The following is a 25849-nucleotide window of genomic DNA, read 5'->3' on the forward strand; positions in this document are numbered from 1 at the left end:
GAATCCAGCGGCCGCGTCAGAGCAGGCCGGCGACGAAGCCGGCCGCCTGCTGCGGGTACGGCGGCAGTTCGTAGGCGCTGTGGGCGGACCGGTTGCGGCCGTTCGAGCAGATCGGGTCGCCCGGCACACACACGTCGATGGCCCGTCCCGCGAAGGCGCCGGTGCTCGACAGCGGGCTGCCGAACCGTGCGCCGGGATTGCCGAACACCGCGACCGCGGCCACCCGACCGACGGCATCCGGCGGCAGCGGGGCGGCCGAACCGATGCTGCCGATGCGTTCGCCGACCGGCGGCACCCCGGCCAGCATCGAGACCGCCGCCGCCCCTTGGGAGAAGCCGCCGAGTACCAACCGGGTCTGCGGGCAGCGCACCGTCATGTCGGCGATGCGCGCCGCCGCGTCGTCGGCGCCGGATGCCGCGGCCAGGAAGTTCAGACTGGCCGGATAGTTGACGCCGTAGACCCCCATCGATCGGCCGCCGAGCTGGCCGGCCAGCGCATCGGCGAAGGCCTGGCCCACCCGGCCGGGCCCGGGCGGTTCGCCGGTGCCGCGGGCGAAGATGACCTCGACGTCGGGGCAGCCGTCATCGGCGGCGGCAGGAGCGGCCGGGATCAGGGTCACCGCGGCAGCGGCCACAGCGGCTGCGGCCAGGGACGTCAGGAGCGACGGCGTATCCATCGCCACATGGTCACACGACGGGTGCGACGCCACTGATGAGTTCGGACAGTCGGGCGGTCTTGGCCTGCCATGACCAGTCCTCGCGCACCCACCGTCGGCCGGCCTCCCCCATCCGGGCCGCCAGCGCCGGGTCGGCGAGGATGGCACTGACGGCCTCGACGATCTGCGCGTGCGAGCGGCCGTCCACCACGCGGCCGGTCTCCCCGTCGCGCACGGTCTCCGGCGCCCCGCCAGAGCTGCCGGCAACCACCGGCACCCCGGTGGCCGAGGCCTCCAGGAAGACGATCCCCAGGCCTTCGACATCGAGCCCGTAACCTCGGGTCCGGCATGGCATGGCGAAGACGTCGGCCATGGCGTAGTGGGCGGGCAGCTCGGCGCTGGGCACGCCGCCGGTGAACACCACATCGTCGACGACCCCGGCCTCGCGGGCCAGTCGGTGCAACTGCTCGGCGTGCGGACCGCCGCCGACGATCACCAGGGCGGCGTCGGGGACGCGGCGCCGGATGTCGGGCAGCGCCGTGATGAGCATGTCCTGCCCCTTGCGTGGGACCAGCCGGGATACGCAGACCACCGTGGGCCGCTGCCCGAGCCGGTAGCGCGCGCGCAGGTCGTCGCGGGCAGCGGGATCCGGCCGGAACCGGTCGGCGTCCACCCCCGGCGGCAGATGCTGCAGGTTGGCCCTGGGCCCGAATGCCGAGGCGAACCTGCCCCTGGTGTACTCGCTGACGTAGGTCACCACGTCCGCGGTGTCGCCGATACGCCGCAGGGCCGAGCGGGCGACCGGCAGCATGGACCACCCCACTTCGTGACCGTGGGTGCATGCCACGACGCGCGCGGCCCCCGCGCGGCGAGCCCGGTTGGCCATCAGCGCCAGCGGTGCGGCCGCCCCGAACCACACCGTCTCGATGGCGTGCTCGGCGATCAGGTCACGCATCCGGTGCTCGACTCCGGGCTCGGGCAGCATCAGGGTGCCTGGGTGTCGCACGATCGGGTAGCCGGCGGCGGCGTCGTACTCCTGACAGCCTTTCCAGCGTGGGGCGTAGACCCACAGTTCATGCTGTCCGGTCGCGGCCAGCCGCCCGACGAACTGTTCCAGATAGGACTGGATGCCGCCGGGGCGCGGCGGAAAGTCATTGGTGACCAGCAGGATCCGCGTCATTGCCTCACACGTTATCTGCTCAGCCACTGCGCCCAGCGGGCACGCACCTCGGCGAGGTCCGTGTCGAGGGCGCGGCGCACCGCGGTGGCGAAGTCGGGGTGGCCGGGTCCGCAGGCCTCGACGTAGAGCCGGCGCAGCGCGTCGACGCCGTAGGTGTCGGCGACGAACCGGGCGAACCACCAGGCCCGGTCATAGCCCATGGCCCGGGCCGGCCCGGCGGCGTCCAGGGCGGTGTCAGTGGGCAGGGCCGGGTCGGCGGCCGCGCCTGCCGGTAACGGGGCGGCCGGGCGGGCGACGAAATCGGCGACGCCCTCGACCAGCCAGCGTGGTGCGTCCAGCGCCGTGCCGGTGCGGGCGGCGAGGTGAAAGAGCTCATGTGTCAACACGATTCGCAGGGATGCCTCGCTCATGGCCGAGGCGCCGGGGGCCAGCACGATGCGTTGCCCGGTGGCACTGCGGTGTTGCAGGTCGACGCTGTCGGCGACCGAGACGGCGGCGATATCCGACCAGTTCCGGACGGGATCAAGTCCCGCCTCGGCGACGAACTGGGCCGGCGAGTCGGTGGCGATGACGACGATCTCGCGCTCCCAATCAGTACCCCAGAAGGTCTCCACGGCGGTGACGGCGGCACCGATGTCCGCGGCGACCCGGGTCAGCAGAGCATCGGTGCGCTCGCCACCGAGACTGATCAGGCGGACGGTGCGATGGTCCCCCACGACCAGCGGAGCAGCGGTCGGGGTGGTCGACGCGGTGCTGCCCGGCGCGGGTTCAGAGCGCGCGTCGAGGAGGAACGCGGCGATCACGACGGTGGTCGCGATCAGCGCGGCGAGGCTGACCGGAAGCCAGCGTCGAACGGATCGGTTGGTCAGTACCGGCGGATGCTTCAGTACCGGCGGATGTTGTAGATCGGCGCGTTGTTCACCGGGGCGACCCGCACCGGCACGCCGAATGTCGACGCGTGCACCATCATGCCGTCGCCGATGTAGATCGCCGAGTGCGAGGCGTCGGAGTAGTAGTTGACGACGTCACCGGGCTGGATGTTGTCCATCGAGACCGGTTGTCCGCCGGCGGCCAGCGCCTGGCTGGAGTGCGGCAGGAAGATGCCGGCCTGCTGGAAGGCCCACATCACCAGCCCCGAACAGTCGAACTGGTTGGGGCCCGAGCCGCCCCACACGTAAGGGTCACCGATCCGGGTCAGCGCGGCCTGTACGGCGATCGCGCCCTCACCGGAACCCTCGCTGGGGGCAGGCACGGCGGCCATCGGGACCACCTCGGCGGCCTCCGGCGGCGGCGGGGGCGCGTCGATCGGGGGCAGCGCATCGGGTGCGGGCGCGGCCAGCACCTCCGGCGGCGGAGGCGGTCCGGGGGCGGCCAGCGCGGTCCGCTGCTCCGGGGTGAGCATCTGATAACGCGACTTCACGATCGCGATCTGGACCTGCAATTGCGACTGCTTGCGCTGCAGGTCGGCCCGCACGGCGGCGGCCTGTTCGGCGGCGGTCTTGGCGTCGGCGGCCGATTGCGCCGAGGCCGCCTCGGCCTTGGCGGACTCGTCGGAGACGCGGCGATAGTTCTGCATCTGCGCCGACATCTCGGTGGCCATCACCTTCTGGACGGCCATCTTGTCGATCAGGCCCTGCGGCGACTCGGCAGTCAGGATGGCGTTGAAACCATCCGTGCGGCCGCCCATGTACATGGCGGCAGCAAACTTGTCGACAGAAACCTGATAGGTAGCCAGCTGAGCCTTGGCGGCATCGACGGCGGCGAGGTCGTCGACATGCTTCTTCTCGGCAGCGGCCTGCACTTGCAGCTTCTTGTCAAGATCAAGCTGAGCGGAATGCATGGACTCGGTCAGCTGTTCAGCCTGACGGGACAGCTCGTTGAGCTTTGCCACGCCGTCGTCGGCGGGGTCGGCGTGCACAGTTCCGGAGATAACGGCGGAGAACACTGCCAGACCCGCGATCCCACCCACAACATGGCGTCGAAGAACGCGTTTCGCCAGGGACCTGCGATCAAAACTCAAGATAACGCATCCTTTAAGTGCCGTCGACGCCGTCTGCATCGAGCTGCCTTAGGTCTCGAATAGGTTACGAAATGGCATCGGCGTTGTCCAACGCGAGATCAAGATTTAACACACGTCCACGTCACGCCTGCCACACAAGTCACAACCTGACGGCCAACCTACCAGCGATCAGCTCGCCAGGCCCGAACCTCCGTGCCGGTGGATCGGCACCAGGCGCAACCGGGGCGCCAACCCCGCTTCGGCGAGCACCTCGAGGGCCGCACGTTCATCGTCGAGCAAAGTCTCGGGAACTCCCAGCAAAACACTGACGACGCAATCCCGGCAGCCCGGACCGCGCACCGCGCAGTCGTCGCAGTCGATGACGACCGGATCGCCTGGCTCCGTACCCATGACGGATCTCCTCTCTTCGGCTTGACCGGACGCTAACCCGGCGCACCGACAAGTTCGGCCGCCTGCGGAGTGGCAGCCGGAAGCTGTCGGTGCCGGTGCCTACCGTCTGCAGCTGTGGCCGGCTCACCCATCGACGCTCAGCTGAGCTTCGCCGACGTGGACCCGGCCGCCGATGTCTCACTGCGTGAGACCACCTTCGTCGTCGTCGACCTGGAGACCACCGGTGGTCGGGCCACCGCCTCGGCCGACGGCTCCCGCGACGCCATCACCGAGATCGGCGCCGTCAAGGTTCGTGGCGGCGAGGTGCTCGGCGAGTTCGCCACCCTGGTGGACCCGCAGCGGACCATCCCGCCCCAGATCGTCCAACTGACCGGCATCACCACCGCGATGGTCCACGACGCACCGACCATCCACGCGGTGCTGCCGATGTTCCTGGAATTCGCCCGCGGCGCCGTCCTGGTCGCCCACAACGCCGGCTTCGACATCGGGTTCCTGCGGTCGGCCGCCGAGCAGTGCGGCATCACCTGGCCGCGCCCGCCGGTGCTGTGCACAGTGCGACTGGCCCGCCGGGTGCTCACCCGGGAAGAGGCGCCCAGCGTCCGGCTGGCCACGCTGGCCGCCCTCGTCGGCTCGGCCACCCGGCCCACCCACCGCGCCCTCGACGATGCCCGGGCCACCGTGGACGTCCTGCACGCGCTGATCGAGCGGGTGGGCAACCAGGGCATCCACACCTATGCCGATCTGCGCGGATACCTGCCCAACGTCTCCACCGCACAACGCAGCAAACGGTCGCTGGCCCAGCGGCTGCCCAACCGGCCCGGGGTGTACCTGTTCCGCGGGCCCGGCGGCGAGGTGCTCTACATCGGCACCGCCACCGATCTGCGCCGCCGGGTCGGCCAGTACTTCAACGGCTCGGACCCGCGCGGGCGCATCAAGGAAATGGTCGGCCTGGCCACCGTGGTCGACCACGTCGAATGTGCGCACCCCTTGGAAGCGGGAGTCCGCGAGCTGCGACTGCTGGCCGCCCACGCACCGCCCTACAACCGCCGGTCCCGCTTTCCACACCGCTGGTGGTGGGTGGCGCTCACCGACGAGGCGTTCCCGCGGTTGTCGGTCGTCCGCGAACCGCGCCACGGCCACGCCATCGGTCCGTTCCGCTCCCGCGCCGACGCCATGGACACCGCCGATCTGGTCGCCCGGTTCACCGGTGTGCGCACCTGCACCTCGCGGATCGGCCGCACCGGGGAGCACGGCCCGGCCTGTCCGGAGCGTGAGGTCTCGCCGTGCCCGGCGCCCCGGGGTATCGGTGCCATCGACTACGCCGCCGCGCCGCGGCGGGCGGCGGCACTCATCGACGGGCTCGACAACACCGCGCTGGCCGCCGCGGTGGGCCGGGTCGACGAACTGGCCGCCCGGTCGCGCTTCGAGAGCGCGGCCCGGCTACGCGATCAGACCGCCGCGGCGGTCGACGTACTGTGGCGCGGCCAGCGGCTGCGGGCGCTGGCCGCCGTCGAGGAGCTGGTGGCCGCCGCCCCCGATGGCGCGGGCGGCTGGCAGCTGGTGGTGGTCCGGCACGGACAGCTGGCCGCCGCCGGGGTGGCGCCCCGGCGGGTACCACCGATGCCGGTGGTCGAGGCCCTGCAGGCCGGCGCCCAGACGATCCTGCCCAGCCCCGCCCCACTCGGCGGAGCGCTGGTGGAGGAAACCGCGCTGATAGCCCGCTGGCTCGCCGCCCCGGGCGTCCGAATCGTCAGCGCCACAACAGGATTGGCATCGCCCGTCGGCTCGGCCGGCACCTGGTCGCGGTGGGCTGCCACCGCCCGCTCGGCCCGGCTGGCCGCCGAGCAGGCCCAGCGACTGGACTCAGAGCTGCTGGGTGAACCGCACCCAACGCGCGAGGAGCTGCTCGGCCGCCCCGGAGTCGATCGCCTCGGCGGCCCGACTCAGCCCCTCCTCCCAGGACGGCAGCCATTCGGCGTGGCTGGATAGCCCCGCGTGGGCCACCATCGCGCCCGCCGCATTGAGGATCACCGCATCACGCACCGGCCCCTGGGCACCGGCCAGCACGTTGCGCGCCTCGGCCGCGTTGAACTCGGCATCGCCGCCCACCAGCTCCTCGATCCGGGCCCGCGGGAAGCCGAAGCCGAGCGGGTCGAACGTGAGCTTGTCGATCGTCCCGGCCTGCACCCGCCAGATCGTGCTGGTCGTCGTGGTGGTCAGCTCGTCGAGGCCGTCGTCACCGTGCACCACCAGCACGCTGCACCGGCGCGCCGCGAACACCCCGGCCATGATCTCGGCGAGATCGGCGAAGGCGCAGCCCACCAGCCCGGCCCGCGGTCCGGCCGGATTCGTCAGCGGGCCAAGCAGATTGAAGACCGTCGGCACACCGATCTCACGGCGCGGCGCCCCGGCGTACTTCAGCGACGGATGGAACACCGGTGCGAAGCAGAAACCGATGCCGACCTCGGCCACGCAGCGCGCCACCTGCTCGGGGCCCAGATCGATCCGCACCCCGAGCGCCTCGAGCATGTCGGCGCCACCGCTGCGCGACGATGCGGCGCGGTTGCCGTGCTTGACCACCGGGACCCCGGCCGCCGCGACCACGATCGAGGACATCGTGGACAGGTTGACGGTGTTGGCGCGATCCCCGCCGGTGCCGACGATGTCGACGGTGTCGGTGCCGATGACGTCGGTCGGCACCAGTTGGGCGTAGCCCAGCATGGTGTCGGCCAACTCACGTACCTCGGCGGCGGTCGGGCGCTTCATCTTCATCGACACGCCGAAGGCCGCGATCTGAGCCGGTGTCGCGACCCCGGTCATGATCTGGTCCATCGCCCAGCCCGCCTCCCCCGGTACGAGGTCTTGCCCGGCCGTCAATCGGCCCAGGAGCTGCGGCCATGTCGAAATCGGGGCGTCGGACGAGGCGTGCGAATCGGGCTGGGTCACGCGCCGATATTCGCATGCCGACCGGGAACTTCACAGCGCCGACCAACGACAGTTATGACTAATTCGGCCCCTGGCTGTACCTCGACAACTACAAAGCGTCATACTTCTTCATGTGACGAGCGCTGTTGGCACTTCGGGAACTGCGATCACATCGCGCGTACATTCGCTGAACCGGCCGAACATGGTCAGTGTTGGCACTATCGTGTGGCTTTCCAGTGAACTGATGTTCTTTGCTGGACTGTTCGCGATGTACTTCACTGCCCGTGCTCAGGCCGGCGGGGTATGGCCGCCGCCACCGACCGAGCTGAACCTCTATCAGGCGGTTCCGGTGACGCTGGTGCTGATCGCGTCGTCGTTCACCTGCCAGATGGGTGTGTTCGCGGCCGAACGCGGTGACGTGTTCGGTCTGCGCCGCTGGTACACCCTGACGCTGGGGATGGGCATCTTCTTCGTCCTCGGCCAGGGCTACGAGTACTACCACCTGGTGACCCACGGGACCACGATCCCGGGCAGCGCCTACGGCAGTGTGTTCTACCTCGCTACCGGCTTCCACGGCCTGCACGTCATCGGCGGTCTGGTGGCGTTCGTGCTGCTGCTGCTGCGCACCCGGATGAGCAAGTTCACCCCGGCGCAGGCCACTGCGGCGATCGTCGTGTCCTACTACTGGCACTTCGTCGACATCGTGTGGATCGCGCTGTTCGCGACCATCTACTTCATCCGTTGATGAGAAGGGGTTCGATGCTCAAGAAAACGGGGCGGCTCGGATCCGGCATGAGCGACAAGTCGCGCCGCCGACTGCGTCGTCGCCTGACCGGCGCCGTTCTGCTGCTGGCCGGACTGGGTCTGGCCGGCGGTCTGGCCGCCACACTGACTCCCACCCCGCAGGTCGCGGTCGCCGACGAATCGCAGTCGGCGCTGCTGCGCACCGGTCAGCAGCTCTACGACACGGCGTGCATCACCTGCCACGGCGCCAACCTGCAGGGTGTCGACGGCCGCGGGCCCAGCCTGATCGGTGTCGGCGAGGCGGCGGTGTACTTCCAGGTCTCGACGGGCCGCATGCCGGCGATGCGTGGCGAGGCGCAGGCGCCCCGCAAGGATCCGGTGTTCGACGAGAACCAGATCGACGCCCTCGGCGCCTTCATCCAGGCCAACGGTGGCGGACCGCTGGTCCCCCGCGACGCCAACGGCCAGGTGGCCGATCACTCGCTGCTCGGCAGCGACGTCGCCCGCGGTGGCGACCTGTTCCGGCTGAACTGCGCGTCCTGCCACAACTTCACCGGCAAGGGCGGCGCGCTGTCCTCCGGTAAGTACGCGCCGGAGCTCGAAGCGGCGACGCCGGCCCAGATCTACACCGCGATGCTGACCGGCCCGCAGAACATGCCGAAGTTCTCCGACCGGCAGCTGTCGCCGGAGGAGAAGAAGGACATCGTCGCCTACGTCCGGATGGCAACGGAGACACCGAATCCCGGCGGCTACGGCCTCGGCGGTTTCGGGCCGGCGCCGGAAGGTATGGCGATGTGGATCATCGGCATGGTCGCCGCAATCGGTGTGGCGCTGTGGATCGGGGCGAGGGCATGAGCGACATCCAGAAGCCGACTGACGAGCAGCTCGCGGAGATGTCCCGCGAGGAGCTGGTCGATCTCGGTGGCCGCATCGACGGCGTCCAGACCATCCTCAAGGAGCCGCGCTGGCCGGTCGAGGGCACCCGCGCCGAGAAGCGCGCCGAGCGCCTGGTGGCGTTCTGGCTGCTGCTCGGTGGCGTGTCCGGCCTGGCACTGCTGCTGATCTTCTTGTTCTGGCCGTGGGAGTACAAGCCGGACGGTGCCAAGGGCAACTTCCTCTACACCCTGGCGACCCCGCTGTACGGCCTGACCTTCGGCCTGTCGATCCTGGCGATCGGTATCGGCGCGGTGCTCTTCCAGAAGCGGTTCATCCCGCAGGAGATCTCCGTCCAGGACCGCCACGACGGGGCGTCGTCCGAACTCGACCGCAAGACGGTCGCGGCCAACCTCACCGACGCGCTCGAGGGCTCGACGATCAAGCGCCGCAAGATGATCGGGCTCTCGCTGGGTATCGGCCTCGGCGCCTTCGGCGTCGGCACGGCGGTGGCCTTCATCGGCGGCCTGATCAAGAACCCGTGGAAGCCGGTCGTGCCCACCGCCGAAGGCAAGAAGGCGGTGCTGTGGACCTCCGGGTGGACTCCCCGTTTCAAGGGCGAGACCATCTACCTGGCCCGCGCCACCGGCCTGCCGGGCGAGTCGCCGTTCGTCAAGATGCGCCCGGAGGACATCGACGCCGGCGGCATGGAGACGGTCTTCCCGTGGCGGGAGTCCGACGGTGACGGCACCACGGTCGAGTCGCATGAGAAGCTCGGCGAGATCGCGCTCGGCGTGCGCAACCCGGTGATGCTGATCCGCATCAAGCCGGTCGACATGCCGCGGGTGGTCAAGCGCCAGGGCCAGGAGAGCTTCAACTTCGGTGACCTGTTCGCCTACACCAAGGTCTGCTCGCACCTGGGCTGCCCGTCCTCGCTGTACGAGCAGCAGACCTACCGCATCCTGTGCCCGTGCCACCAATCTCAGTTCGACGCACTGCATTTCGCGCGGCCGATCTTCGGTCCGGCCGCCCGGGCGCTGGCGCAGTTGCCGATCACGATTGACAAGGACGGCTACCTGGTCGCCAACGGCGACTTCATCGAACCTGTCGGACCCGCATTCTGGGAGCGCACATCATGAGTTCCAAGATCGCTGATCGCCTCGCCACCCAAGGCGATGCCATCGACTCCCGCTATCACCCGTCGGCCGCGGTTCGGCGTCAGCTGAACAAGGTCTTCCCCACGCACTGGTCGTTCCTGCTGGGTGAGATCGCGATGTACGCGTTCATCGTCCTGCTGCTCACCGGTGTGTATCTGACCCTGTTCTTCGATCCGTCGATGGCCGAGGTCACCTATAACGGCGTGTACCAGCCACTGCGCGGTGTGCAGATGTCGCGGGCCTACGAAACGGCCCTGGACATCAGCTTCGAGGTGCGCGGCGGCCTGTTCGTCCGGCAGGTCCACCACTGGGCGGCCCTGATGTTCGCCGCGGCGATCATGGTCCACCTGGCCCGCATCTTCTTCACCGGCGCCTTCCGCCGGCCGCGTGAGGCCAACTGGGTCATCGGTTCGCTGCTGCTGATCCTGGCCATGTTCGAAGGCTTCTTCGGCTACTCGCTGCCCGACGACCTGCTCTCGGGCACCGGCGTCCGCGCCGCACTCTCGGGCATCACGATGGGTATCCCGGTCGTCGGCACCTGGATGCACTGGGCACTGTTCGGCGGCGACTTCCCGGGCAACATCTTCATCCCCCGCATCTATGCGCTGCACATCCTGCTGATCCCGGGAATCATCCTGGCGCTCATCGGTATGCACCTGGCGCTGGTGTGGTTCCAGAAGCACACCCAGTTCCCCGGCCCCGGCCGCACCGAGAAGAACGTCGTCGGCGTCCGGGTGATGCCGGTGTTCGCCGTGAAGTCGGGTGCCTTCTTCGCGATGGTGCTCGGCATCCTCGGTCTGATGGGCGGTCTGCTGCAGATCAACCCGATCTGGCAGCTCGGCCCCTACAAGCCGTCCCAGGTGTCCGCGGGTAGCCAGCCGGACTTCTACATGATGTGGACCGACGGCCTGATCCGTCTGTTCCCGCCATGGGAGATCTACATCGGCCACCACACCATCCCGCAGCCGGTGTGGATCGCGCTGGGCATGGGCCTGGTGTTCATCCTGCTGATGGTCTGGCCGTTCCTGGAGAAGAAGTTCACCGGGGACGACGCGCACCACAACCTGCTGCAGCGTCCGCGTGACGCACCGGTCCGTACGGCCATCGGCGCGATGGCGATCTCGTTCTACATGCTGCTGACCTATGCCTGCATGAACGACATCATCGCGCTGAAGTTCCACATCTCGCTGAACGCGACGACGTGGATCGGCCGCATCGGCATGGTGGTGTTGCCGCCGATCGTGTTCTTCATCGCCTACCGGTGGGCCGTCGGCCTGCAGCGCAGCGACCGCGACGTGCTGGAGCACGGCATCGAGACCGGCATCATCAAGCGGCTGCCGCATGGTGCCTACATCGAGCTGCATCAGCCGCTGGGCCCAGTCGACGACCACGGTCACCCGATCCCGCTGGAGTACCAGGGGGCAGCACTGCCCAAGCGGATGAACAAGCTGGGCTCCGGTGGTGCACCGGGTCGTGGCAGCTTCCTCTCGGCCGATCCGGCTTCCGAGGATGCCGCGCTCAACGAGGCCGCGCATGCGACCGAGCACAAGGCGCTGACCGCGCTGCGCGAGTGGCAGGACGAGGAGTCCGGCGCCACCAACGGCAGCAACGGCTCCAACGGCAGCGGCCACCACTAACAGTTCGACAGTCGAAACCCCGGGTCTTCGTGGCCCGGGGTTTCGGCGTTTCCGGGCCCGCCCCCTACCCCGGTGGCTTGTGCCAGACCAGCAAGTAGCGCCAGAACAGCAGACGCCGGATCGACGAACCCGGTAGCACCGTGTGGGCCAGCTGCCCCAGCTGCCGCGTGGTCAGCGGGGCATGGCCCTGGACCGGCATGAGGTCATGGGTGGAGTCGTGGGCGAACCAGGACCGGCCGGTCAGCCGGCGCAGCGCGGCGAACACCGCCCCGGCCACCGGATTGAGCACCACCGACGCTGTCTCGGTAAGCCAGTCCCCCACCAGGTCGCGGGCCGGCAGCCCCACGATGACCAGCACCCCACCCGGGCGCAGGGCGGCAGCCAGCCGGGGCAGCACCTGTGCGGCGCGCAGATGGTGCAGTGCGGCCACCGAGACCACGGCGTCGTAGGTGTCCTCGGCAAGCCCGTAGTCGTCGATATCGGCCAGCACACAGGTCACGTTCTCACCGACAACCCGACGCGCGGCCTCGATCATCACCGGCGACCGGTCCAGCGCATCGACCCGATCCGCTCTGCCTGCCAGCTTCGCGGCCAAAACCCCTGCGCCACAACCCAGGTCGAGGACACGCTCACACCGCACCGGGAGCTCGTCGAGCACCCGCCGGTGGTAGAACGCGTTGTGATCCCAGTCCAGGGTCACGCAGCCGGCACGGCCCCGTCCAGGGCGTTGCGGAGCTCGCGCAGATAGAAGACCGGGATCACCGGCATCGCGATGGTCACGACGGCAGCCAGCCCCAGTGCCACCCAGGCGGCGGTATCGCTGGCGACGGCCAGCAGGTAGGTGGCCAGTGAGACCCCCACCAGGGCCAGCCCGATGGCACCCATCAGGGTCACGGTGCCACGCAGCCAGAGGCGGTCCAGCTGGGTGCGTGGGATCAACAGATCGGCGCGGGCGGTCGAGGACTGGGCGAAGGCCGGCTGATACGGCTCGTAGGGGTCGACGGTCGCACCGAAGACCTTCAGCTTCTCCGTCGGCGCCTCTACGGGCCGTCCAGACGCCGAAGCGGCGGCCGATGGAGTGGCTGCGGCAGGTTTGGCCGCGGCCGGCGGGGCCGGCTCGGCCAGTGCGGCGTGGCGGGCGCGCAGCAGCAGCGGGATCGCGCCGACGATGATCAGCGCCGAGACCACGATGACGCTGTAGAGCACCCACGGTGTCTGCTTGCCGTCACCGCCGAGGGTGTGGCCGCGGCCCAGATCCACCAGTGCGACGATCGCGATGACCGTGACCGCCAGCAGCACCAGCCAGATGGCGCCGCAGATGCCGACCAGGATGCGATCCACCGTCTCCGGTGAGCGGCCGTTGTCCTCTGTCGCCCCTGGCCCTGCGAACTCCGTATCGCGCGCCATCAGCAGCTTGTCTGCGCGGAGTTGTTCTGGTTGGACGACAGCACCGTTCCGTCACTGGTGGTGATGGAACAGTTCAGCCTGCTCACCAGGAACAGGCTGGAGGCCTGGACCGAGCCCACGTCGGACTGCGAGATCGGCGTGACGGTCAGCGACCACGGGATGTAGACGTTGCGCTGGGTGCGGCGGCGCCCGGAGGCGTCGACATAGGTGACGGTGATGATGTCGCCGGGTGCCTTGGTGCCCGTCACGCTGTAGGTCACCTGACGCGGCCCGGCGGGCGTCGTGGTGGTCGTCGTCGGGGGCGGCGGAGCGGTTGTGGTGGTCACAGGTGGCGGTGCCTCCGTCGTAGCGGGCGGGGGTGGGGGTGGGGGTGGCGGCTCCGAGGTCACCGTCACCGTCTCGGGCGGCGGCGGTGGCGGCTCTTCCGTCGTGGGCGGCGGAGGCGGCGGCGGTGGCGGCACGGTGGTGGTGATCTCGTCCTGCACCGGCGGCAGGCTGACCGTCGTGGTGGTCTTGGGCGTCGCGAGATCCTGGGTGTCGGTGCTGGTCACCAGCAGCGACACCGAGACGACCAGGGCGATGGCCGCGATGATGGCCGTGACGCCGACGACCCACGGCCACTTGGGCGGCTCGGCGTCCTCCACCACGTCGGGGCCGGCGTCGTAGCTGTCGTAGTCGTAGAGCCGCGGATCGGGTGCGACGTAGGGACCGGCGGTCCACTGCTCGGACTCCGGCGCGGAATAGGCCTGGAAACCGGTACCGCTGGTGTTCTCGCGGTATTCCTCGGTCGGTTGATCCAGGGGCTGACCGCCCGGCTCATCATGTGGCGGATTCGGCCCGCTCATCCTCGCCCTGTCCTCTTTCGACTACATCACCGCAGCACGCGGACCAAGGACTGGCGCACGGCGCGCTGACGGATCGCGTTGCCCTGGCAGAACCCTACCCAACCGGGTCGGCCGGGCGCGTCGCAGCACACCGTTGGGCGCCAAGTGACGCCCCGATTGTGACCTTCGACTGGTCAGTGCTTCTCGGGCCCGATGTAGTACTCGAAGACCAGACCGGACACCGCGCCGAGCACCAGGACGACGCCGGCGGCGATCAGCCACGGCAGCCACAGGGCAGCGCCCACAGCCGTGGTCGAGAAGGCCAGCGCGATCAGGATCGGCCACCAGGAGTGCGGCGAGAAGAAGCCCAACTCCCCTGCGCCGTCGCTGATTTCAGCCTCTTCGTAGTCCTCGGGCCGGGTGTCGAGGCGACGGGCCACGAACCGGAAGAACGTTCCGATGATCAACGACAGACCGGCGGTCAGCACCAGCGCAGTGGTGCCGGCCCACTCGATGCCACCGTGCTGGAACAGGGCGGTCAACACCCCGTACACCACAGCGGCGAGGACGAAGAACGCGGTCAGGATCTCGAACAGTCTGGCTTCGATATGCATGAGCGATCCCCTACTTACTCGCCTGCGGAATGACCTGCTCGCCCCGACGGGTGTCGAAGGGGTGCGTGCTGATCGCCACCGGCGACTGGTTGATGGCCTGCAGCGCCTCGGCGTTGGTCTTGCCGGCGATGCGGGCGTCCATGTACGCCTTGAAGTCGTTGGCCGAGACCACGCGGACCTCGAAGTTCATCATCGAGTGGTAGGTGCCGCACATCTCGGCGCAGCGCCCGACGAACGCACCGGTCTGGTCGATCTCGCTGACCTGGAACTTGTTCTCGGAGTGGTTGGCTTCCGGATCCGGCATGACGTCGCGCTTGAACAGGAACTCCGGCACCCAGAAGGAGTGGATGACATCGGCCGAGGCGACCTGGAACTCGATGCGCTTGCCCTGCGGGAGGACCAGCACCGGGATCTCGTCGCTGGTGCCCAGCGTCTCGACCTTGTCGAAGTTGAGGTAGGTGCGGTCTTCGGGGTTCAGGCCGCGCACGGCGCCGACCTTCTCCTCGCCGTGGGCGTCGACACCCTCGGGCTTGGACACCATCGCGGCCTTGCGGGCCGGGTCGGCACCGTCGTAGTTGAACGTCCCGTCGGCGAAGGCCACCTTCTGGTAGCCGAACTTCCAGTTCCACTGGAAGGCCGTGACGTCGACGACGACCTCGGGATTGGGATCCCGGTGCAGCACCTTCTCCTGCACCACGACGGTGAAGTAGAAGAGCACCGCGATGATCAGGAACGGAACGACGGTGAGCACCAGCTCCAGCGGCATGTTGTAGCCGAACTGGCGGGGCAGCGAGTCGTCGCCCTTCTTCTTGCGGTGGAAGGCCATGGTCCAGAAGGTCAGTGCCCACACGATCACACCGACGACGAGGGCGGCGATCACCGAGCCCACCCAGAGCTCACGCATGGAATGCGCCTCCGGCGTGATGCCCTTGGGCCAGCCGAGCCCGAGAGCTTCCTGCCAGCTGCACCCGCTGAGCGTCAGCGCCAGCACACCGAAGGTGGCCGCCAGCGCCACCGAACGGAGCCGGGAACCGCGGGTCTTCACTTTGGCGCCTCCTGTTTCAGGTCCTGCTCGTGGCCCTAATGAACCGCATTTTTGCGATCGCGGGAACTTTTCCGCGAATCGAATACTACGCAGCGTAGACCACGCGGGAACACCAAGCCCGACACACCTCCATTTCCGTCCTGTGGCGCGTTCGAAGCACCCCGCGACGTGCGGCATACTTGGCCGCGTGTGCGGACTGCTTGCCCTGGTTTCTGCCCCGGCAAGCGGGATCACCCCCCAGACGGTCGAGGCGGTGGCCGGCGCTACGACGCTGATGCGGCACCGCGGACCCGATGAACCCGGCACGTGGACAGATGCCGACGCGGCGGCGGGCACCGTGGTGCTCGGTTTCAACCGGCTCTCCATCATCGACATCGCCCACTCGCACCAGCCGCTGCGCTGGGGCCCGCAGGACGATCCCGAGCGCTACGTGCTGGTGTTCAACGGTGAGATCTACAACTACCTGGAGTTACGCGCTGAGCTCGCCGAGCAGCACGGCGCGGTGTTCGCCACCGATGGTGACGGCGAGGCCATCGTGGCCGCCTACCACTTCTGGGGCGCCGGCGCGCTGAGCCGGTTGCGCGGCATGTTCGCCTTCGCCCTGTGGGACAGCCGCGAGCAGGTGCTGTTCTGCGCCCGCGACCCGTTCGGCATCAAGCCGCTGTTCATGGCGACCGGCCCGGGCGGCACCGTCGTCGGCAGCGAGAAGAAGTGCCTGCTGGACCTCGCACCGGTTCTGGACCTGGACACCGGTATCGACGAGCGCGCCGTGCAGCACTACACCGTGCTGCAGTACGTGCCCGAGCCCGAGACCCTGCAGCGCGGCATCCGCAGGCTGGAGTCGGGCTGCTACGCGGTGATCCGCCCCGGCGAGGCGCCCGTGACAAGCCGCTACTTCGTGCCCAGGTTTTCCGCGGTGCCGTTCCGCCCGGGCGGTGAGCAGGCTCGCTATGACGAGATCACCGCGGCCCTGGAGGATTCGGTCGCCAAACACATGCGGGCCGATGTCACCGTCGGGGCGTTCCTGTCCGGTGGCATCGACTCCACCGCGATCGCCGCGCTGGCCATCCGGCACAACCCGCGGCTGATCACCTTCACCACCGGATTCGAACGCGCGGGTTTCTCCGAGGTCGACGTGGCGGTGGCCTCCGCCGAGGCGATCGGCGCCCGGCACGTGGCCAAGGTGGTCAGCCAGGCCGAGTTCGTGGCCGCGCTGCCCGAAATCGTCTGGTATCTCGACGAACCGGTGGCCGACCCGGCGTTGGTGCCGCTGTTCTTCATCGCCCGCGAGGCGCGCAAGCACGTCAAGGTGGTGCTGTCGGGCGAGGGCGCCGACGAACTCTTCGGCGGCTACACGATTTACCGGGAACCGTTGTCGCTCAAGCCTTTCGACTATCTGCCGCGGCCGGTGCGCAAGTCGCTGGGTCGCGCATCACGACCGCTGCCGGAAGGTATGCGGGGCAAGAGCCTGCTGCATCGCGGCTCGCTGACGCTCGAGGAGCGCTACTACGGCAACGCCCGCAGCTTCTCCGACGACCATCTGCGTGCCGTGCTGCCCGACTTCAACCCGGCCTGGACCCACACCGATGTCACCGCACCGATCTACGCCGAGTCGGCCGGCTGGGACCCGGTGGCGCGGATGCAGCACGTCGACCTGTTCACCTGGTTGCGCGGCGACATCCTGGTCAAGGCCGACAAGATGACGATGGCCAATTCACTGGAGTTGCGGGTGCCGTTCCTGGATCCCGAGGTGTTCGCGGTGGCATCCCGGCTGCCCTACGACCAGAAGATCACCCGGACCACCACCAAGTACGCGCTGCGGCGCGCGCTCGAGCCGATTGTCCCCGCGCATGTGCTCAACCGCGCGAAACTTGGCTTCCCCGTGCCGATTCGGCATTGGCTGCGCTCCGGTGAGCTGATGGACTGGGCCTACCAGATGATCGACACCTCGCAGGCCGGCCACCTCGTCGACATCGCGGCCGTGCGCACCATGCTCGACGAGCATCGCGCCGGCCAGAGTGATCACAGCCGCCGGCTGTGGACCGTGCTGATCTTTATGCTCTGGCACGCGATCTTCGTCGAGCACAGCATCACCCCGACGATCAGCGAGCCGCACTACCCCGTGCAGCTCTAGCCGAGCGCCTGGGAGATCTCCGTGGCCGCCTCGGCGCCGTAGGCGTCGGCCAGCCTGGTCTTGGCCGCCTCGGCATCCCACGTCCAGTTCTGGGTGCCGGTGGTCTCCAGGACCAGCACGGCCACCAGCGAGCCCAGCTGCGCGGCGCGCTCCAGACCCAGACCCGCGCTGCGGGCGGTCAGGAAGCCCGCCCGGAACGCGTCGCCGACACCGGTCGGGTCCACCTGGGCGGTCTCGGGGACGACGTCGACGTGGATCGTGGTGCCGTCCGGGCTGACCAGGTCGACGCCCTTGGCGCCCAGCGTGGTGACCCGCAGCCCGATCTGGCTGAGCACATCGGCGTCGGTCCAGCCGGTCTTGGACAGCAGCAAGTCCCACTCGTAGTCGTTGGTGAACAGGTAGGTGGCGCCGTCGATCAGCTGCTTGATCTGGTCGCCGGACAGCCGGGCCAGCTGCTGGGACGGGTCGGCGGCGAACGCCAGGCCCAGGCTGCGGCACTCGTCGGTGTGCAGGAACATCGTGTCGGGATCGTTGGCACCGACGATCACCAGTTCCGGGGTGCCGGTCGAGGCGACGACGTTGGCCAGCTTGATGTTTCGGGCTTCAGACATCGCGCCCGGATAGAACGAGGCGATCTGCGCCATCTCGGTGTCGGTGGTGCACACGAACCGCGCGGTATGGGCGGTCTGCGAGATCAGCACGCCTGAGCAGTCCACCCCGGCGGACTCCAGCCAGGCGCGGTAGTCGGCGAAGTCCTGGCCGGCGGCGCCGACCAGTGCGGCCTTGCCACCCAGTACACCGATGGCGTAAGCCATGTTGCCCGCGACGCCGCCGCGGTGCACCACCAGATCGTCGACGAGGAAACTCAGCGACACCTTCTGCAGGTGTTCGGCGAGCAGCTGCTCGGAGAACCGCCCGGGGAAGCGCATCAAGTGGTCGGTGGCAATGGATCCGGTCACCGCGATGGTCACGACGCGTCCACCCTTCAATCGATAGCTGATCTAGGCAACCATACGTCGTCACGCAGAGGTTCATTTCCGATCCGGTGCGCTAGCCTGCCTACAAGAGCCGACTATATGGCCCGGCATCGGCGCCGATGTGGGCGGTAGGTCCCTCTCCAGCTCCGCAGACCCCAGGAGACGCATCGATGGCTGACCCCTTTCCGCCGCCGCAGCAGGCCGGCGCCCAGGGGCAACCCTTCCCGGGTCAACCCGCCTATTCCGAGCCGTATCCCGACGACCGGTTCGCTCCCCCGGGCGCGCAGCCAACGCCCTACCCGGGGATGCTGCCGCCCGCGGTGTCGTACCCGAGCGCCAAGCCGCGTCGGCGCACAGCACTGTGGCTGAGCCTGTTGGCGCTGGTCGTGGTGGCGGCGGTCGTGGCAGCGGTGCTGGTCATCCGCACCGATCGGCCGGGCGCAACCGGCGGCGCGTTCACCGACGCGTCGACGAAATCCACGATCCAGAACTATCTGACCGCGCTGTCCAACGGCGATACCGAGACGATTGCGCGCAATACGTCGTGCGGCATGTTCGACGCGGTCAAGGACAAGCGGGCCGACCAGGCGCTGGCGCGGCTGGCCAGCGATGCGTTCCGCAGACAGTTCGCGCGCGCCGAGGTGATCTCGATCGACAAGATCGTGCCCTGGTCGTCGTATCAGGCCCAGGTGCTGTTCACCATGAAGGTGGCGCCGACGTCTGCCGCGCGCAACGGCCGCGACGAGGAGCAGGGTGTCGCGCAGATCCTGCGCCAGGACAACCAGCTGCTGGTGTGCTCGTACCTATTGCGAACGGCCGCCCAGTTCTAGCTAGTTGGGGTTCTAGCTAGTTGGGCGGCCGTCGCGTCAAACGTTCGTCAGGTACTTGTCAGTTGAACGAGTCGCCGCAGGCGCAGGAGCCGGTGGCGTTCGGGTTGTCGATGGTGAAGCCCTGCTTCTCGATCGTGTCGACGAAGTCGATGGTGGCGCCCTGCACGTAGGGGGCACTCATCCGGTCGACAGTCAGGTTCACGCCACCGAAGTCGACGATGAGATCACCGTCGAGGGCGCGGTCGTCGAAGAACAGGTTGTAGCGAAGGCCGGCGCAACCACCGGGCTGCACGGCGATCCGCAGGGCGAGGTCGTCGCGGCCCTCCTGATCGAGCAGCGACTTGGCCTTGGCGGCCGCGGCGTCGGTCAACGTCACGCCGTGGGCGGCGGTCGCGGTCGTCAGGGCCGCGCCATCGGCACCGGTCGTGGTGGTCGACTCGTCGGAAACAGTCATTACGTCTCCCTCATACAGATGTCTGTGGTGGGTTCCCGTGGGGTGAGGCCCACCTCATCAACGGTACCTTGTCCGGCCGCTATTCCCGACTCAGACGCTGCCCAGCTGGGCCGCCGTGCGCTCGGCCAGTCCGGCGAGTTGGGCCGCGGCGTCATCCATGGCCCGCTGAACCGACCCGGCGTGGTCGGCGATCGAGTGGGCCGCCGTGATGCCGGCGTCGCGCAGGACCGCCGGATCCAGCGTCACCTGCCCGGCCAGCACCAGCACCGGGATGCCCCGCGGTCTGGCTCCGGCCGCCAACGCGCTGACCACCTTGCCGTGCAGCGACTGGTCGTCGAAGCGACCCTCCCCGGTGACGATCACGTCGGCCGCCGCGATATCGGCGGCCAGCCCGGTGTGCTCGGCGATCACCGCCGCTCCCGACTCCCGGCGCCCGCCCAGCGCCAGCAGCGCCGCGCCCAGTCCCCCGGCCGCACCGGCACCGGGCTGGCTGCTCACCGGGCAGCCGGCCAGCGCGTCCAGGTGTACCGCCCAGTCGGTCAGTCGCTGTTCGAGGATCTCGACGGTCGGCGGGTCCGCGCCCTTCTGCGGCCCGAAGATGCGGGCGGCCCCCAACGGCCCCAGCAGCGGATGCTCCACGTCGGTGGCGGCGACCAGCCGGATTCCATCGAACCGCTCGCGGGCCGCGGCCGGCCCACCGAGTGCATCGATAAGGCCGCGACCGCCGTCGGTGCAGCCGCTGCCGCCCAGGCCGACGACGATCGTGCTGGCGCCGGCCAGCACGGCGGCCTCGACCAACTGGCCCACCCCGCGGCTGTGCGCGGCCAGCGCGGTCTGCGCGGTCGGCGGTCCGCCGAGCAGCGCCAGCCCGCAGGCCTGCGCGCACTCGATGTAGGCCGTGCCCGTGGCGGCGTCGTAGACCCACTCGGCGTCCACCTCGTCGGCCAGTGGCCCGGACACCCGGGCGTGCCGGACGCCGCCGAGCCGCTCGGCCAGCACCCCGACGAAGCCCGGACCACCGTCGGACTGCGGAGCCCGCACGACCTGATCGCCCGGTCGGGCCCGCAGCCAGCCGGCCGCGATGGCGTCCACCGCCTGCACCGCGGTCAGGCTGTCGCCGTAGCAGTCCGGGGCGACGAGCACCCGCAGGACGCCCGGGAAGCCAGTCATTCCTGCAGGGTAAGGCGAGCCATCCAGAGGTGCATGCGCAGCGGCGCGGTACGGCGAAGTAACCTGGCAGGCGTGAAGCTGCTGGGCCGCAAGAACGACGACGGCGACGCGCCGGAGGCCGAGCCGACGACCGAGATCGCGGAGTCGGCGGCTGGAACGACCGCGCCCAAGGGCAGGCCGACGCCCAAGCGCAGCCAGTCCGCCAAACGCCGCGGACCGGTCGCGCCCGCTCCGATGACCACCGCCGAGGCCCGCAAGCGCCGCAAGGAGCTGCGCGCGACGCAGTCCAAGGAGGAGCGCAAGGCCGACAAGCTGGCGCGCCGGGCCGCGATGAACGACCGCCGCGAGCGGATGATGGCCGGTGAAGAGGACTACCTGCTGCCCCGTGACAAGGGCCCGGTGCGCCGCTACGTCCGCGATATCGTCGACTCCCGGCGCAATCTGCTCGGCCTGTTCATGCCCGCCGCGCTCTTCATGATCTTCGTCATGCTGGCGCTGCCCAAGGTGCAGCTGTTGATCTCCCCCGCCATGCTCGTACTGATGGCGATCATGGGTCTGGATGCGGTGCTGCTGGGCCGCAAGGTGAACAAGGCGGTGGCCGCCAAGTTCCCGGACAACACCGAGGGCGCCTTCAAGCTCGGGCTCTACGCCGCTGGCCGGGCCTCTCAGCTGCGCCGCATGCGCGCCCCGCGACCTCGGGTCGAGCGCGGCGCCACGGTCTCCTGAGCCCGTTCAGCACGGTGCGCACCCTGGTGCTCGGCGGAATCCGGTCGGGCAAATCGCGTTGGGCGGAGTCGGCGATCCGCGCCGGGCATCCGGTGCGCTACGTTGCCACCGGGCCCGCTGCTGATGCCGACGACTCGTCCTGGGCGCAGCGGGTGGCCCGGCACCGCGACCGCAGGCCAACCGACTGGTCGACCGTGGAGACCACCGATCTGGCCGCGCAGTTGCGCGCCGAACCCGACGTCGCGACGCTCGTCGACGACATCGGCGGCTGGCTCACCGCGGCGCTCGACCGCAGCGGCTGGGAGCGCGGCACGGTAACGGCCGAGGTCGACGAATTGGCCACGGCCGTCGACGAATTCACCGGAACGCTGGTGCTGGTCAGCCCGGAGGTCGGGCTGACGGTGGTGCCGGCCACCGCGACCGGCCGGCGGTTCGCCGACGAACTGGGTCTGCTCAACCAACGACTCGCCGAGCACTGCGACCGGGTCGTACTGGTAGTCGCCGGACTGCCGGTCCAGGTCAAACCGACGGAGGTGCCGAACTGATGGAATTCTCCCCGGTTGTCCCACCGGATTCCCGCGTCGCGGCGGCGGCCCGCCGCCGTCAGGAGATCCTCACCAAGCCCGCCGGCGCACTCGGCCGGCTCGAAGACCTTTCGGTGTGGGTGTCGTCATGCCAAGGGCTCTGTCCGCCACAGCAATTCGAGCACGCCCGGGTGGTGGTCTTCGCCGGTGACCACGGCGTGGCCCGCGCCGGAGTGTCGGCGTACCCGCCTGAGGTGACCGCCCAGATGGTGTCGAACATCGAGGCCGGCGGTGCAGCGATCAACGTGCTGGGGCAGGCCGCCGGTGCCACGGTGCGGGTGGTCGACATCGCGGTGGACTGCGACGGCCCGGACAGCGGCTACAAGGTGCGGCGTTCCAGTGGCAACATCGCGATCGAGGACGCGCTGCGCGATGACGAGGTGCACGCGGCGATCGAGATCGGCAGGCGGATCGCCGACGAAGAGGTCGACGCCGGTGCCGACTTGTTGATCGCTGGTGACATGGGCATTGGAAACACCACGGCTGCAACGACATTGATCGCCACTCTGACAGACACCGAACCGGTGGCGGTCGTGGGCCGCGGCACCGGAATCGACGATGCGGGCTGGTCCCGCAAGACCGCGGCGGTGCGCGACGCGATGTACCGGGCGCGCCGGTTCCGGTCCGAGCCGGTCGCCCTGCTGCGGACGTGCGGCGGCGCGGACCTCGCCGCGATGGCCGGCTTCTGCGCGCAAGCGGCGGTGCGCCGCACTCCCCTGCTGCTGGACGGCCTCGTGGTGACCTCGGCAGCACTGGTCGCCGATCGCATGGCGCCCGGAGCGCGGGCTTGGTGGCAGGCCGGTCACCGGTCGACCGAACCGGCGCACACCCTGGCGCTGGACTACCTGGGCCTGGAGCCGATCGTCGATCTCGGGCTGCGCCTCGGCGAGGGCACCGGCGCGGCGGTGGCGCTGCCGATCGTGCGCGCCGCTGTGGCCACGTTGGCGTCGATGGCCACCTTCGAGGGTGCGGGCGTCTCGGACCGTCTTCCGGACTGATCGTGTTGGGCTCGCTGGCAACGGCTTTCGCGTTCGGCACGGTGGTGCCGGTGCCGTCGCGGGGCCCGGGCGTGGGCCGGGCGACCATGTCGGTGTTCCCGGTCGTGGGTGTCGCGCTCGGCGCGCTGGCCGCCGGGCTGCTGTGGGTGGGCCGGTGGGCCTTCGGTCCGCACAGCGCGCTGGCCGGCATGCTGGCCGTGGCCGTGCTGTTGCTGATCACCAGGGGTCTGCACATCGACGGGTTGTCCGACACCGTCGACGGGCTGGGCTGCTACGGCCCACCCGAGCGCGCCCTGTCGGTGATGCGCGACGGTACCGCGGGCCCGTTCGGGGTTGCGGCCGTCGTCGTCGTCGTGATCACCCAGGCGTTGTCGTTCGCCGCGGCCCCGGCGGGGCTGGAGGGCTTGGCGGCGGTGATCACCGCGGTCACCACCGGGCGGGTCGCCGCGGTGCTGGCGTGTCGTCGTGCGGTACCCGCCGCACCGGGAAGTGTCCTGGGTGAGCTGGTCGCGGGTACCCAGCCGATCGCGGTGGTGGCGCTGTGGGTGGTGCTGGTCGGGGCGGTGTCGGCCGTGGCGACCGCTCGCCTCTGGCAGGGCCCAGTGACCGTCCTCGCTGTGCTCGGCCTGGCCGTGATTCTGGTTCGCCACTGCGTGCGGCGCTTCGGCGGGATCACCGGGGATGTACTGGGCGCGGTCATCGAGCTGTCGACGACCCTGGCGGCAGTCGGGTTGGTCATTGCAGCACAGTGAGCGCACCGATTCGACGCGCTCATCCGTCTGCAACGGCTAACCTGTCGCGAAGGCGTCGCCTTCACCACAGGGGGTGATATGGACGAGGCGGGCAAGCTGCCTGACGCCGACTGGTTCTGTCGGATGGCCGACGGCAACGGGTTGGTGTTCTTCATTCTTCGGGTCCAGCCCGACCTGGCTTTTGAATTCGTCAACGACGCGGTGTACGCCCAGCTGGGTGTGCCGGCCACCGAAGCTCTTGCCGACGCGTCGGCGGTGCTGGGTCAGGTGAACGCGGGCTACACGGGGCGCCTCGCCGAAGCACTGGCGTTACCACCGGGCGAGGAATCCAGCATCGAGTTGGTGTGGCGGCACCGGGACGGACATACCACCGCCAGCCGCATCCGGGTCCGGTCGCGGCAACGCGACGACGGCTCGGTGGTCCTCGAGGGCACCGCCCGCGACGTCACTCAGTTGCGCGAGGCCGAACTCGAACTGCAGCAGTCCGAGGAACGGCACCGGTTGCTGGCCGAGAACGCCTGGGAAGTCATCTGGACCATGGCGATGGACACCACGATCACCTACGTCAGCCCGGCCGTCCAGCGGCACCGTGGCTTGACCCCGGACGAGGCGATGCGCGAATCCCTCGCCGAGGCGCTCACCCCGGAGTCCGCGGCACGGGCATTGGAGTACTTCCGCAGGGTTTTCCAGGCGAAGGAGGACGGCACCGAGCTGCCGACCTTCCGCGGCGAGATCGACTTCTACCGCAAGGACGGGTCGGTGATGTCGGCCGACCTGCAGGTGATCCCGCATCTCGACGGCAACGGTGAGCTCATCGAGCTGCTCGGGGTCAGCCGGGACATCAGCGAGCGCAAACGGGTCGAGGCCGAACTGCGCACATCCGAGGAGCGCTCCCGGCTGATGGCCGAGAACGCCTGGGAGATCATCTGGACCGCCGCCGTCGACGGGACGGTGACCTACGTGAGTCCGTCGGTGCAACGAGTTCGCGGGATCAGCGTGGAAGAGTCCATGAAACAACCGCTGAGCGAGATCTATCCACCCGACTCAGCGGCCAGCATGCAGAACTATTTCATCGCCCTGCACACCGCGATCCGCACCGGCGCGCTGCCGCCGCCCTACCGGCAGGAAGTCGAGATGTACCGCGGTGACGGCAGCATCATGATCGCCGAGACGCAGGTCATCCCGCACCTCGACGAGAACGGCACTCTTGTCGAAATCATCGGTGTGACAAGGGATGTCAGTGACCGCAGGGCGTTCGAGTCGGAACTGCGACGACTGGCCGTCACCGATGCCCTGACCGGCGTGTGGAATCGGCGACACGGCGAGGAGCTGTTCAACGCCGAGCTGACCCAGGCCCGGGAGACCAGCAGGCCGCTGACCCTGCTGATGCTCGACATCGACCATTTCAAGGCGATCAACGATCGCTACGGCCACCAGGCCGGTGACCGCGTGCTGATCGAGGTCAGCCGCCGGCTGCAGACCAACTTGCCCAGCTCCGACATCGTGGCGCGGTGGGGCGGCGAGGAGTTCGTCATCCTGTTGCGCGGTTCGGATATCGACGACGGGATGGCGACGGCCGAGAAGATCCGGGGGCAGATCGCCGACATGATCTTCAGCGACGTGGGACCGGTGACCGTCAGCATCGGTGCTGCCGAGCGGTGGTCGGGTGACGGCCTGGATTCCTGGCTGGCCCGTGCCGACGAGGCGCTCTACCGGGCCAAGCGGTCCGGCCGCAACGCGGTCAGCGACTAGC

Annotated in this window: 25 protein-coding genes and 1 pseudogene; 12 read left to right on the top strand and 14 right to left on the bottom strand. The window is 69.2% G+C overall.

The window, feature by feature from the left end; translation table 11 throughout:
* Window positions 1–16: 16 nt before the first annotated feature.
* The 5 genes from G6N35_RS08970 to G6N35_RS08990 all read right to left on the bottom strand — a co-directional run bounded on the left by G6N35_RS08970 (window position 17) and on the right by G6N35_RS08990 (window position 4245).
* Window positions 17–676: a cutinase family protein gene (locus G6N35_RS08970; RefSeq protein ID WP_163803935.1), complete on the bottom strand. Its 660-nt coding sequence runs from the start codon at window positions 674–676 to the stop codon at window positions 17–19.
* Window positions 677–686: 10 nt separating this feature from the next.
* The gene (locus G6N35_RS08975) at window positions 687–1835 is read right to left on the bottom strand and encodes a glycosyltransferase family 4 protein (RefSeq protein ID WP_163803936.1); all 1149 of its coding nucleotides are present in this window, start codon (window positions 1833–1835) and stop codon (window positions 687–689) included.
* 11 nt (window positions 1836–1846) lie between these two features.
* Window positions 1847–2638: a hypothetical protein gene (locus tag G6N35_RS08980; protein ID WP_407664523.1), complete on the bottom strand. Its 792-nt coding sequence runs from the start codon at window positions 2636–2638 to the stop codon at window positions 1847–1849.
* An 80-nt stretch (window positions 2639–2718) separates the two neighbouring features.
* The gene (ripC, locus tag G6N35_RS08985) at window positions 2719–3855 is read right to left on the bottom strand and encodes a peptidoglycan hydrolase RipC (RefSeq protein WP_246224258.1); all 1137 of its coding nucleotides are present in this window, start codon (window positions 3853–3855) and stop codon (window positions 2719–2721) included.
* 168 nt (window positions 3856–4023) lie between these two features.
* The gene (locus G6N35_RS08990; RefSeq protein WP_163803938.1) at window positions 4024–4245 is read right to left on the bottom strand and encodes a hypothetical protein; all 222 of its coding nucleotides are present in this window, start codon (window positions 4243–4245) and stop codon (window positions 4024–4026) included.
* A 114-nt stretch (window positions 4246–4359) separates the two neighbouring features.
* On the opposite strand from G6N35_RS08990, the pseudogene G6N35_RS08995 reads away from it, so the two are divergent.
* Window positions 4360–6171, top strand: a pseudogene (locus tag G6N35_RS08995) (DEDD exonuclease domain-containing protein); the annotation flags it as partial.
* On the opposite strand, the gene trpD reads toward G6N35_RS08995, so the two are convergent.
* Window positions 6109–7191, bottom strand: a complete 1083-nt coding sequence (trpD, locus tag G6N35_RS27260; RefSeq protein ID WP_163803939.1) for an anthranilate phosphoribosyltransferase — start codon at window positions 7189–7191, stop codon at window positions 6109–6111. The pseudogene G6N35_RS08995 and the gene trpD sit on opposite strands and share 63 nt — an antisense overlap.
* 112 nt (window positions 7192–7303) lie before the next feature.
* Here trpD and ctaE point away from each other — a divergent pair, with 112 nt between their 5' ends.
* From ctaE to qcrB, 4 genes are read left to right on the top strand one after another with little or no spacing between them, the layout of a single operon-like run.
* Window positions 7304–7915: an aa3-type cytochrome oxidase subunit III gene (gene ctaE, locus G6N35_RS09005; protein WP_163803940.1), complete on the top strand. Its 612-nt coding sequence runs from the start codon at window positions 7304–7306 to the stop codon at window positions 7913–7915.
* 47 nt (window positions 7916–7962) lie between these two features.
* Window positions 7963–8769, top strand: a complete 807-nt coding sequence (qcrC, locus tag G6N35_RS09010) for a cytochrome bc1 complex diheme cytochrome c subunit (RefSeq protein ID WP_163803941.1) — start codon at window positions 7963–7965, stop codon at window positions 8767–8769.
* On the top strand, window positions 8766–9926 hold the full coding sequence (gene qcrA / locus G6N35_RS09015; protein ID WP_163803942.1) for a cytochrome bc1 complex Rieske iron-sulfur subunit: 1161 nt from the start codon (window positions 8766–8768) through the stop codon (window positions 9924–9926). The genes qcrC and qcrA overlap by 4 nt, the downstream gene beginning before the upstream one ends.
* Window positions 9923–11581: a cytochrome bc1 complex cytochrome b subunit gene (gene qcrB / locus G6N35_RS09020; RefSeq protein WP_163803943.1), complete on the top strand. Its 1659-nt coding sequence runs from the start codon at window positions 9923–9925 to the stop codon at window positions 11579–11581. Before qcrA ends, qcrB begins: the two co-directional genes overlap by 4 nt.
* A 64-nt stretch (window positions 11582–11645) precedes the next feature.
* Here qcrB and G6N35_RS09025 read toward each other — a convergent pair whose 3' ends face one another.
* The 5 genes from G6N35_RS09025 to ctaC all read right to left on the bottom strand — a co-directional run bounded on the left by G6N35_RS09025 (window position 11646) and on the right by ctaC (window position 15555).
* The gene (locus tag G6N35_RS09025; RefSeq protein ID WP_163803944.1) at window positions 11646–12281 is read right to left on the bottom strand and encodes a class I SAM-dependent methyltransferase; all 636 of its coding nucleotides are present in this window, start codon (window positions 12279–12281) and stop codon (window positions 11646–11648) included.
* Window positions 12278–12988, bottom strand: a complete 711-nt coding sequence (locus tag G6N35_RS09030; RefSeq protein ID WP_163803945.1) for a DUF2561 family protein — start codon at window positions 12986–12988, stop codon at window positions 12278–12280. Before G6N35_RS09030 ends, G6N35_RS09025 begins: the two co-directional genes overlap by 4 nt.
* On the bottom strand, window positions 12988–13833 hold the full coding sequence (locus G6N35_RS09035) for an MmpS family transport accessory protein (RefSeq protein WP_163803946.1): 846 nt from the start codon (window positions 13831–13833) through the stop codon (window positions 12988–12990). The genes G6N35_RS09030 and G6N35_RS09035 overlap by 1 nt, the downstream gene beginning before the upstream one ends.
* 173 nt (window positions 13834–14006) lie before the next feature.
* Window positions 14007–14426, bottom strand: coding sequence for a cytochrome c oxidase subunit 4 (locus tag G6N35_RS09040; protein ID WP_163803947.1), 420 nt, complete (start codon window positions 14424–14426; stop codon window positions 14007–14009).
* Window positions 14427–14436: 10 nt separating this feature from the next.
* Window positions 14437–15555, bottom strand: coding sequence for an aa3-type cytochrome oxidase subunit II (ctaC, locus tag G6N35_RS09045; protein WP_407664609.1), 1119 nt, complete (start codon window positions 15553–15555; stop codon window positions 14437–14439).
* Window positions 15556–15658: 103 nt separating this feature from the next.
* Between ctaC and asnB the strand changes: the two genes are divergently transcribed.
* Window positions 15659–17605 (top strand): asparagine synthase (glutamine-hydrolyzing), encoded by a 1947-nt coding sequence (gene asnB, locus G6N35_RS09050; RefSeq protein WP_163803949.1) that lies wholly within the window; start codon window positions 15659–15661, stop codon window positions 17603–17605.
* Here the strand turns inward: asnB and G6N35_RS09055 are convergent.
* The gene (locus G6N35_RS09055; protein WP_163803950.1) at window positions 17602–18576 is read right to left on the bottom strand and encodes a carbohydrate kinase family protein; all 975 of its coding nucleotides are present in this window, start codon (window positions 18574–18576) and stop codon (window positions 17602–17604) included. The two genes, asnB and G6N35_RS09055, sit on opposite strands and share 4 nt — an antisense overlap.
* A 176-nt stretch (window positions 18577–18752) precedes the next feature.
* Here G6N35_RS09055 and G6N35_RS09060 point away from each other — a divergent pair, with 176 nt between their 5' ends.
* On the top strand, window positions 18753–19412 hold the full coding sequence (locus G6N35_RS09060) for an Rv0361 family membrane protein (RefSeq protein ID WP_163803951.1): 660 nt from the start codon (window positions 18753–18755) through the stop codon (window positions 19410–19412).
* A 58-nt stretch (window positions 19413–19470) separates the two neighbouring features.
* Here the strand turns inward: G6N35_RS09060 and G6N35_RS09065 are convergent, their stop codons facing one another.
* Window positions 19471–19866 carry a HesB/IscA family protein gene (locus G6N35_RS09065; RefSeq protein WP_163803952.1) on the bottom strand — a complete coding sequence of 132 codons (396 nt, stop codon included), beginning with the start codon at window positions 19864–19866 and terminating at the stop codon, window positions 19471–19473.
* A 90-nt stretch (window positions 19867–19956) separates the two neighbouring features.
* Entirely contained in the window at window positions 19957–21036 is a 1080-nt protein-coding gene (locus tag G6N35_RS09070) for a glycerate kinase family protein (protein ID WP_163803953.1), read from the bottom strand.
* A 72-nt stretch (window positions 21037–21108) separates the two neighbouring features.
* On the opposite strand from G6N35_RS09070, the gene G6N35_RS09075 reads away from it, so the two are divergent.
* The 5 genes from G6N35_RS09075 (at window position 21109) to G6N35_RS09095 (ending at window position 25848) form a co-directional block, all read left to right on the top strand.
* The gene (locus tag G6N35_RS09075) at window positions 21109–21762 is read left to right on the top strand and encodes a DUF3043 domain-containing protein (RefSeq protein WP_246224259.1); all 654 of its coding nucleotides are present in this window, start codon (window positions 21109–21111) and stop codon (window positions 21760–21762) included.
* 14 nt (window positions 21763–21776) lie between these two features.
* Window positions 21777–22307, top strand: coding sequence for a bifunctional adenosylcobinamide kinase/adenosylcobinamide-phosphate guanylyltransferase (cobU, locus tag G6N35_RS09080; RefSeq protein WP_163803955.1), 531 nt, complete (start codon window positions 21777–21779; stop codon window positions 22305–22307).
* Window positions 22307–23344 (top strand): nicotinate-nucleotide--dimethylbenzimidazole phosphoribosyltransferase, encoded by a 1038-nt coding sequence (cobT, locus tag G6N35_RS09085; RefSeq protein ID WP_163803956.1) that lies wholly within the window; start codon window positions 22307–22309, stop codon window positions 23342–23344. The genes cobU and cobT overlap by 1 nt, the downstream gene beginning before the upstream one ends.
* 2 nt (window positions 23345–23346) lie before the next feature.
* Window positions 23347–24096 carry an adenosylcobinamide-GDP ribazoletransferase gene (locus tag G6N35_RS09090; protein ID WP_163803957.1) on the top strand — a complete coding sequence of 250 codons (750 nt, stop codon included), beginning with the start codon at window positions 23347–23349 and terminating at the stop codon, window positions 24094–24096.
* Window positions 24097–24174: 78 nt separating this feature from the next.
* Window positions 24175–25848 (top strand): sensor domain-containing diguanylate cyclase, encoded by a 1674-nt coding sequence (locus G6N35_RS09095; protein WP_163803958.1) that lies wholly within the window; start codon window positions 24175–24177, stop codon window positions 25846–25848.
* The last annotated feature ends 1 nt before the right edge of the window (window position 25849 follow it).

The sequence above is a fragment of the Mycolicibacterium anyangense genome, assembly GCF_010731855.1.
Taxonomy (GTDB): Bacteria; Actinomycetota; Actinomycetes; order Mycobacteriales; family Mycobacteriaceae; genus Mycobacterium; species Mycobacterium anyangense.